Annotated in this window: 8 protein-coding genes; 4 read left to right on the top strand and 4 right to left on the bottom strand. The window is 50.8% G+C overall.

Translation table 11 applies throughout. The annotated features are described in order from the left end of the window. The first annotated feature begins 934 nt into the window (after window positions 1-934). From VFA09_11735 to VFA09_11725, 3 genes are all read left to right on the top strand, one after another. Window positions 935-1438: a hypothetical protein gene (locus tag VFA09_11735; protein HZU67938.1), complete on the top strand. Its 504-nt coding sequence runs from the start codon at window positions 935-937 to the stop codon at window positions 1436-1438. 211 nt (window positions 1439-1649) lie between these two features. Next, entirely contained in the window at window positions 1650-2531 is an 882-nt protein-coding gene (locus tag VFA09_11730) for a hypothetical protein (GenBank protein HZU67937.1), read from the top strand. A 156-nt stretch (window positions 2532-2687) separates the two neighbouring features. Further along, entirely contained in the window at window positions 2688-2885 is a 198-nt protein-coding gene (locus VFA09_11725) for a LuxR C-terminal-related transcriptional regulator (GenBank protein ID HZU67936.1), read from the top strand. Between the two features lie 52 nt (window positions 2886-2937). On the opposite strand, the gene VFA09_11720 is transcribed toward VFA09_11725, so the two are convergent. Both VFA09_11720 and VFA09_11715 read right to left on the bottom strand, forming a co-directional pair. Further along, the gene (locus tag VFA09_11720) at window positions 2938-3741 is read right to left on the bottom strand and encodes an IS3 family transposase (GenBank protein ID HZU67935.1); all 804 of its coding nucleotides are present in this window, start codon (window positions 3739-3741) and stop codon (window positions 2938-2940) included. A gap of 19 nt (window positions 3742-3760) precedes the next feature. Beyond that, entirely contained in the window at window positions 3761-4069 is a 309-nt protein-coding gene (locus VFA09_11715; protein ID HZU67934.1) for a transposase, read from the bottom strand. A gap of 317 nt (window positions 4070-4386) precedes the next feature. Between VFA09_11715 and VFA09_11710 the strand changes: the two genes are divergently transcribed. After that, the gene (locus VFA09_11710) at window positions 4387-4935 is read left to right on the top strand and encodes a hypothetical protein (protein ID HZU67933.1); all 549 of its coding nucleotides are present in this window, start codon (window positions 4387-4389) and stop codon (window positions 4933-4935) included. Between the two features lie 25 nt (window positions 4936-4960). Here VFA09_11710 and VFA09_11705 read toward each other — a convergent pair whose 3' ends face one another. Both VFA09_11705 and VFA09_11700 read right to left on the bottom strand, forming a co-directional pair. Further along, the gene (locus VFA09_11705) at window positions 4961-7279 is read right to left on the bottom strand and encodes a Tex family protein (GenBank protein ID HZU67932.1); all 2319 of its coding nucleotides are present in this window, start codon (window positions 7277-7279) and stop codon (window positions 4961-4963) included. A gap of 62 nt (window positions 7280-7341) precedes the next feature. After that, window positions 7342-8928, bottom strand: coding sequence for a serine/threonine-protein kinase (locus tag VFA09_11700; GenBank protein ID HZU67931.1), 1587 nt, complete (start codon window positions 8926-8928; stop codon window positions 7342-7344). Window positions 8929-9207 lie beyond the last annotated feature (279 nt).

Here is a 9207-nt window from a genome sequence, read left to right as displayed (position 1 = left end):
TGGTGGGCACCATACACCAATGTTCATGGAGCAAAACCCGCACAACTGCTTGAGGTACGCTATCGAAACATCCGCTATGGCCTGCTGGAACTGGCGGCAGGCTACCTGGTCTCGCACCTGCAACCCCGCATTCCCCAGCATACGGATTGTTTTTGAATACAGCCCTTGCCCAAACAACTGCTCCCGATAACTACTCATGTGGCGATTCGCAGAATAACCATTGCTACGCATTTTACCAATGGTATGGCAGTATAAACGGTGGAAAAACCGATATAACCGTCCCATTCTTGGGAGGAAGGCCGGGTACTGATGGCTTTATGAACTGGGAGACGTGGATTCTGCAGAACTACAATTCAGGTTGCGGCAATATAAATTACGCCTGCTGGGTCGAAGCTGGAATATCCGACGCATGTTGTACATTAGGAGAATACTTCTGGGCTGATGAGCGCCCCGGAGGAGGCTATCATAACCATTATACATATCAAGTAGGCCCTGACGACTACATAGAAAGATTTCAAATTTACAGACAAGATAGCACCGACTGGTATGTAAGTGGTAGTGTTGTTAGCTGCGGTTATCCATATACATGTAGCCACAGCTGGTCAGGGCTATCGACTTCGAATACCTATAGTCCCGACGAAATCCAAATAGGAATCGAATTAGCCGGAACATACGGTCAACCAGGATACGGAGCAGATTGGACTAACAACTATTGGCGTTGTGGTGGTAACTGGTGTCCCCAAAATAGCCTTGGTAATCCAGGCTCTGGCCCAAGTTGGATTTTTGGCATTAAACAGGGGCCTTTAACAGGAGACTGGATCACAGAGCCAAGTAAAACATCCACAGGGGATTGGAATGCCTATTGTGCTTCATGTTAAATCGAGTAGGCCACCTCAGCGAACTCAGTATTACTTAGAGAAAGGATACTACATCCATGCGCAAGTTCTTATTACCCGCCATCATTCTACTGAGCTTTGTTTTGATAGTAGGAGCAATGATCCTTCTTCTACCCAGAGGAGCAGCAGGTCATGTACAAGCTGCTCCCCTCAGGCAAGCTCTTCCTGCACAACAACCTTATTCTCAAGCGCCTGGTATACCAGCCATTACCCCACATTTGCCCATAGCAAACGGGAAACCAGCTTTTACGGAGCAGGACGTTAGACAATATGTGAGTAGCCATCCTGTTCCCCCTGGTTTATCTTTACCAACTGGCACAAAACTTGTCATCGTAAAAATAGTATTTTTGTCGAGTCAACAGTTAAGCAACTTCACAGAGGGAGAGGGTACAGGCATGCCAGCCACTCACCTTTTATGTTATGTAGAGTTGCGAGGTGTCGTGAAAGCATCGGGACCCAGTGGGGTTACTGTCACATTGCATAAAATTGAAGAGGTTTTCGATGCCCAAACAGGCAATCTTCTGATGGATGGAGGTATATAGAGCAAACCCTTACATCATTCTTGCACAACTAGTTGATCCCAGTTTGAAGGCTAATCATTTACAGAAGTACTTCTCTTGAAAGGTCAGAAGAAGTACTTCTGCCTCCCTGAGCACTTTCTCGCAACATATCATACAAAAGAACCGTTTCTTAATGAAGAAGAGAAAATTTATGAAAAAGAGTATACTGTGTTAAAAGGAGAGAAGTGAGATCATGTTTGATTCCAATTTTTATAGTTGGTATTTTTTTCCTTTCACGGGAAGAAATCGAGACAGAGTACAGCATAGGAGGGGTCGGATCCGAGTTATCCTTTTGGGCATTATAGGAATACTGGCGCTCCTCGCTTTTAGCAGTTCTTTTATTTTCTTTATCTTGGGCAAAGAGCATTCCCCTGCGACTGGTTCCGAATTCTACAACCTTATCTCTATCACGTTTACTCCATCAACCCCTTACAGCCAGGCATTGGATGCAATCACAGATTTGGGATTTCAACCAGGATTACTATGTAGCATTGACTCACGCACCACTAAAGAACAAACGGAGATCCGTTTGTGGCAGCCAATGGGACAACAGGATACATTTTTACACGCTCATTACTTTTTTATTGTTCCATCTTTGTATACACCTTCCGACTGGTTACACCGTCTCCAGATAATTCCTGGTGTACTCGCCGTTAAGCCTTTGGGTTCCCGCTTCCCTCCTTGCTCTCCATCCCAGATAGCCTTTAGTACACCTACGCCTGCGGTAGCCATCCCACTAAGCGGGGTTGAACCAACAGAATACGCTCGCATTACATTTACTAATCCGCTCAACACCTATGATAAAGCGATTTATACAGTCAGCAATCTTGGTCTCTTACTCTCTGATCCATGCTACAAGGAGGCTATAGTACAGGCAGATAACCGAGCTATACAGTACCCATGGGATACACAACCGTCGTGGCATTTAATGGATCAGGAGTCTAAGTTCAAAGCCAATGACACGTTGTTGGTAGAAACCGTTCCTCTGATAACATCTTCGCTCTGGCAAAGCCAGCTACGTACTCTCCCCGGTATAGCAAATTTGACAATAGTGTCTACCACTCCTTGCACGTAAGATACCACAGGAAGACGAATGTATCTTCTTTCCTACTTCCCCACGCCCCTCATACTCAACTACACCCTCCGTACTCCCTATTCATCCTCAGCAAGCTATAACGTTTGGTTTGTTGAGAGAAGCTTCCTTTCCTCCTAGACGAACAAACTTAGCACCTTGTTGACATCCGAAGCGACGAAGCCTTTAGCAGGACGCGAGCAAGATATCCTGCGCGGTTTCCTCAAAGGTGAGAGTGAGACTGAGATAGCGCAGCGGCTTGGTATTGAGCAGGCCACCGTTCATTCGCACGTGCAAGGACTCTACCGCCGTCTGCACGTGCATAATTCCAGGGAGGCGATCATACGGATAAACTGACCCCCGTTGTCAAGACACAAAAATCGTGATTGCTAAGGTGTAAGCTCCTTTCTTAATGAGAGAAATAAACCTCAGCTGGTGTGCGGTAATCCAGCGCCTGGTGAATGCGCCCTTCATTGTAAAACCGCAGATAGTCGGTCAGTCCTTCTCGTGCTTCACGTGGACTCGTATACTCTTTTAAATACACCTCCTCATATTTAATGGTTCGCCAGAGCCGTTCGGTAAAAATATTGTCGAATGCCCGCCCTTTGCTATCCATACTGATGCGCACATCATGCGAGAGCAGCACCTGCGTGTACTGTGAGCTGGTAAACTGACTGCCTTGATCACTAGTGCAAATCTGTGGCGTGGCTTGCTCCAGTGCTCGTTGCATGGCCTCCATCACGAAAGGAATCTGCATGGTCTGATCCAACTCCCAACTCACAATATAGCGAGAGTACCAATCCAGGATTGCCACCAGGTACATCCAACTCGCTCGCAAGCGAATATACGTGATATCTATGCCCCAAATATGATTGGGCCTGCTCGCCGTCACATTCTTGAGTAAATACGGAAAGATCGCTGCTTGCTGTGCGCGTTTGCTCAGATTGGGACCAGGATACACCGCAGCTAAGCCCATTTCACGCATATGTCGAGCCACTGCTTTGTGATTGATCGGCAGGCCCTCGCGTTGCAGTTGTGCGGTGATCTTGCGATAGCCATAATAGGGATGCTCCGTATATAGCTCGTCAATACGATGCTTGAGTGCCACTTCTGCTGCGGAAGGGGGCACGGGCTGATAGTACAATCCAGTACGATTGAGACTCAGGAGCTCTGCTTGTGTCCTCACGGGCAGTTCGCGGTGTTCCCACTCCACTAATGCGCGCCGATCTTCTCTACTGACGCACTTGGCGAGATTTTTTTTCCAACCACGTCAACTGCGTGGTTAAGCGTCCAATCTCGGCATATAAGCCTTCGCGCTCTTGCTGCCAGTGGGCTTCTTTCTCAGCGAGCTCCTGAGCTGCTTGTTCGCTAAACAAGCTTGGCAAGCCAGCTAACACTTGGTCTCGCCAGCGATAGAGCATATTGGTATGGACTCCATATTCTGCCGCCAATTGCCCGACTGTCTTTTCCTCTTTGAGCAGCTCCTTGACGACTTTCGCTTTGAATTCCCCCGTATAATGGGTGCGTTTCTTTTTCTGCATGTGCTACTTTACACCTTACAAGCCAATCGTTTTTTGTCTGAATTCCTGGGGCTATTATACCTGTTGCCGAGGCTCTCGCTCCGACGGCTGAGACCCGCAGTGCGAAGCACCCAACTCGTCGTCCTGGCTCTGGCTATTCCTGGCGCCAACCGTTTCTCAGGCGTCCTCCTTCCACCCCTGTTGCTACCGCAGAGGTTTGTGAAAAAAAATGAACCACACCCAATATCAGTCAAACGCTTTTTCTTTTAACAGAATCTGCTATACTAAAAGCGAGAGTACCGAAGACAGATCAAGCAAGAAAGGCAAAGGAAAATAATATGGTAACAGGCAATCCGAAACAAACTATTATAGAATGGCTCAGTAACCCTTCAGAGAGCTTTGCAAAAGCAAAGCGAGACCTGGGGAATCTGGCCGAAGTAGGAACTATTCATTTCCTCAAGTCAAAGACCCATCGACAGCTGCAACTGTATGCTGTACAGTATGAAAGTACATCCAAGCAGCAATGGATTGAAATATGCTGTGTTGAACAAGATGCATCAGGTTCCTGGCAGGTCAAGAGTAGTCTGAGGACGAAGAAAGAGAACCGCTATATGGTCACTGAAGAGGATCGTAAAAGGTATCTATCCCAACCTTGGGTTAAATTATCGGGAAGCGAGGGACCTGGGTGCTTTTTCTTGCTAGGTTATATAATTGATAATGACTTTAATGTAACACGAGTGCGCCTCACAACTAGCACGGGGCAAGTGGAAGAAGACGAGGTTCAAGATGGGCTTGTCCTGTTCCTGATTAACCAACCTTTCCCGCTACCTCTAGAAGTTGAACTGTACAATCACTCTAATGCCTTATTAGGTAAGCAAACATGGTAAATCGCTGGGAAATTTACTTTCCTCACTACTTCCCCACCCCCCTCATACTCAATTGCACTCTCCCTCGCTGCCTATCCACCTTCAGCACGCGCACCTGCACCACCTGCCCGACGGCAACCACGCTTAGTGGGTCTTTCACATACCTATCCGCCATCTCGGAAATATGCACCAGGCCATCCTGCTTGACGCCGATATCGACGAAGGCGCCAAAATCCACCACGTTGCGGACGGTACCCTGCAAGATCATGCCGGTCTCTAAGTCCTCCATCTTCAGCACATCGTGGCGCAAAATGGGCGCGGGCAGAGCATCGCGAGGGTCAAGACCAGGCTTTTCCAGGTTCTCGAGGATGTCGTTGAGAGTGGGAAGGCCGACGCCGATTTTTTTGGCGATCTCGCTCCAGGTGGCCTGTTCGCCATCGCCGCTGCCTTTGCGGTTGGTACGTCCCAGGCTGCTTTGCAGTTTGATGAACTGGCGGAACTGCGCGATGCGCTCGGCAGGTTTCAGGGTTTTGCCCTTCTCATCATCGCTGGATGGCAACATGGCAAGCAGGGCGCGGGCAGCGGCGTAGCTCTCCGGGTGGATGAAGGTGTTGTCGAGGAGTTCTATGCCGTTGGCGATTTTGAGGAAGCCTGCCGCCTGGACAAACGTTGCGGGACCGAGTCCGGACACTTTTTGCAACTCTTCGCGCGATTTGAATGGGCCGTGCTGCTCGCGGTATTTGACGATGGCGGAGGCGACGCGGGCGTTGATGCCAGAAACGTGCTTGAGTAATGCAGCAGAGGCCGAATTGACCTCGACACCGGCGAAGTTGACGCAGGAGACAACGACGCGATCAAGCATGGTTGCCAGTTCCTTCTGGTCAACGTCGTGCTGGTAGAGGCCAACACCGATGGACTTGGGGTCGATCTTGACCAGTTCGGCCAGTGGGTCTTGCAAGCGGCGGGCAATGGAGATAGTGCCGCGCTGCGTAGCATCAAGGGTCGGAAATTCCTGGCGTGCCGCTTCCGAGGCGGAATAGACGGAGGCTCCGGCCTCGTTGACGATAACGTAACCTATCTGCCCATGCCTTCCCGTTTCCTGTTCGAGTTCGCGAATCAATCCGGCGACGAGTTGCTCTGTTTCGCGCGAGGCGGTGCCGTTGCCGATAGCGATGACATCGATGTTGTATTGGGTGAGCAGTTTGCGCAGGGTTTGCTGCGCCTTTTCGGGCTGGTGCAGGTAGAGAGTGTCGGAGTCGAGATATTTGCCGGTTTCGTCGACGACGGCGAGCTTGCAGCCGGTGCGATAGCCAGGGTCGATGCCCAGGACTTTGCGCCCGCGTAGGGGTGGTTGCAACAGCAGGTTGCGCAGGTTGGCGGCGAAGATGTTGATGGCGTGTTCTTCGGCCTGGCGCGTGAGTTCTACGCGCACCTCGCGTTCCATGGCAGGAGCCAACAGGCGTTTGTAGCCGTCCTCCATCGCCTGCGCGAGTTGTTCCGCGAAAGGCGATATGGCCTTGATGGGATAATACCGCGTGATCTCGCTTTGCGCCTGCTCATACGGCAAGGTAACGCTGACGCGCAATACTTCTTCTCGCTCGGCGCGGTTCAGTGCCAGCACGCGGTGAGGGACGAGTTTGGTGACACTTTCGTTGAAGTCGTAATAGAGCTGGTAGACGCCATTGGGGTCCTTCTCAGTGATCTTTTCGGCATCGGCCACTTTAGCGGTGAGCGTTGCTTGTTTGAAGAAGGCTGCGCGCATGCTGCCGCGCACATTAGCATCTTCGGCAATGATCTCGGCCACGATATCTCGCGCTCCGGCGTAGGCTTCGAGGCTGGTATCGACGCCTTTTTCGGCATCAAGGTAAGGCCGGGCATATTCTTCGAGGATGGGTTCAACCGGGCCTTTGAGTTCGAGTTGTTGCAGGATGATGTCCGCGAGTGCAGCCAGCCCTTTCTCGCGCGCGATGCTGGCGCGGGTTTTGCGTTTTGGACGATAGGGCAGGTAGAGGTCTTCAACTTCTTGCAGCGTAGTAGCAGCCAGGATGGCAGCGGCCAGTTCCGGGGTGAGTTTGCCCTGGGCGTCTATGAGCCTGCGCACGTCGGCTTTGCGTTCGTGCAGGGCGCGCAGGGTCGCGGCCCGGTCAGCGATGGACTGGATTTGTACTTCATCCAGGCTCCCGGTCACTTCTTTGCGGTACCGGGCAATGAAAGGGATGGTGTTCCCCTCGTCGAGGAGAACGATGGTGCGGGCTATCTGCCCGCTGTTGAGGTTGAGTTCCTTGCTGAGGGGCTGCGCAAGTTCGGATATGGACAGCGCCTCTTCAGGAGTGGTTCCCTGGCCTGTTTTCTCTTCGGTGGCCAAATGTGTTTCCTACTTTCCAGCTGTGATATTCTGAGGAAGATAGTATCACAAATCGTCAAGATTTAGACGGAATAACGTCTCCTGTAGGAGCGCTTTCCCAGGAAGCCACCGAGCAGTCCTAGTAGTATTGCACAGAGCAGGCCGCCGCCGAGATAAATGATTATACCCGTTGTGGGAGCCTGCGTTGTCGAATGATTGCTGGGTAGAACAGGCGCGACCGCTTGCAGCGCCTGGGAGAATTCTTTGTTGAAGTTCAGCACAACGCCGCGCTTATTCGCGCTGGCAGTATCGAGTTGAATGCGCCGGGCAATCAAGATCAGCAGGAGGAAAGGAAATACGAGCCAGAAGATGATGGTGCTGCTAATGCCAGCCCAGAACCCGGCCAAAGCTCCACGGTACGTGCCTCCTCCCTTACGAACGGTGAAGAAACCGGAGAGCAGGTAGAAAAGAAATCCTTCCAGCAGAGCAAGATAAAAGAATACCTCCTGGCGCAGGAACAGCACGATGAGTGCGGATAAGACACCCTGGAGCAGGCCCCAGAGACAACCCTGGTTGAAAGCGCTCGGTAAATGCACGATAATGGGAGCCTGGGCCCGTTTCACTTTCGGCTGGACAGGAACTGTTCCAGGTCTGGGTGTTGCCGCTACCGGATAAACAGGCGATGGCGGCGTTGATTGGTATGCAGGAACCTGGTACTGGTTGGATTGATAATGATTAAACGAGGAGGAATAAGGCGCGGGGTATGAGTTGACAATTCCGGCACGAGGATTCGGAGCAATTCCAGAAACAGCCTGTATGCTCCGATCAGCAATAGTCGCATCCGCGTAAGCATGAAATGCTGGCTCGCGTAATGCCCTGGCAAATTCTTGCATGCTTTGAAAACGTTGATCCGGGTCAATAGCGAGAGCTTTGAGCAGCGCACTCTCTACCCTGGGAGAGATCAGAGGGTTTAGTAAACGCGGGGGAATCAACGAATCTTGCACGCTGCGGTCAATCGAGGCAGGAGGGGTTGTTTGTGTAAGCAAGAAATACATGGTCGCTGCCAGCGCATAGATATCTGATTGCGGGCTGGTCTTGCCGATATACTGTTCAACAGGACTGAAGCCCTCCGAAACAGCGCGAACGAGGGTAGATGTCTCTTTCGTGGGATCATAGAGCTTCGTCAGCCCAAAATCGACCAGCACCGCGGTCTGGTCGGGAGTGAGAATGATATTGGCCGGTTTAATGTCGCGATGCATGACGGGGGCGCTACGGCTATGCAGTTCTTGTAGCACGTCCATGATGGGAAGCAGCCAGGTAAGAACTTCTTGCTCGCTACAAGGCTTACCACGCCGGTTGAGCAACTGCAACAAATTTTCCCCCTCGATGAGTTGCATAACCAGATAAAAACGCCCGTTGTCCTCAAAAGCATCATAGACCTGGGGGAGATGTTTGCTTTTGATAGTGAAAAGAATCGCTGCCTCCATCAATGCCTGGCGACGGGCAGCAGGTGTCACATCATAGGTCTCTTTGATAGCGCATGGGCGGTCTCCCTCGCTGGTATCAATTCCCCGGTAAACGGAACCGAATCCGCCTGTATTGATAAGGGTACCAACTCTGTAGTGCCCACCAATCAATACCCCTGAAGGTAATGGTTGTGTTTCAGCCAATTTCATAGTCCTCTATTATTTGCCGGTCGGTAGGCGTCGGGTGCTTATTCTTTCTTATTCTATAGCAATAAACGTTCAAAGCTATCTACGATACAACGGCCTGAGCAGTTACATATGATATTACCGGCTCTCTACAAAGCGCAAGAAAAAGCCTGTCGATACTATAAAATTGGCCGAAAAGAGAAAATAAGGTGCAGTCGAATATGGCCAGGTGTGGTATGCTATGGTATGCGCAAGAGATAGGTATATATATATCTATCCCGGCAATAGGCTACAGGC

The sequence above is a fragment of the Ktedonobacteraceae bacterium genome (assembly GCA_035653615.1).
In the GTDB taxonomy this organism is placed as follows: domain Bacteria; phylum Chloroflexota; class Ktedonobacteria; order Ktedonobacterales; family Ktedonobacteraceae; genus DASRBN01.
This window is presented reverse-complemented; position numbering and strand designations above follow the sequence as displayed.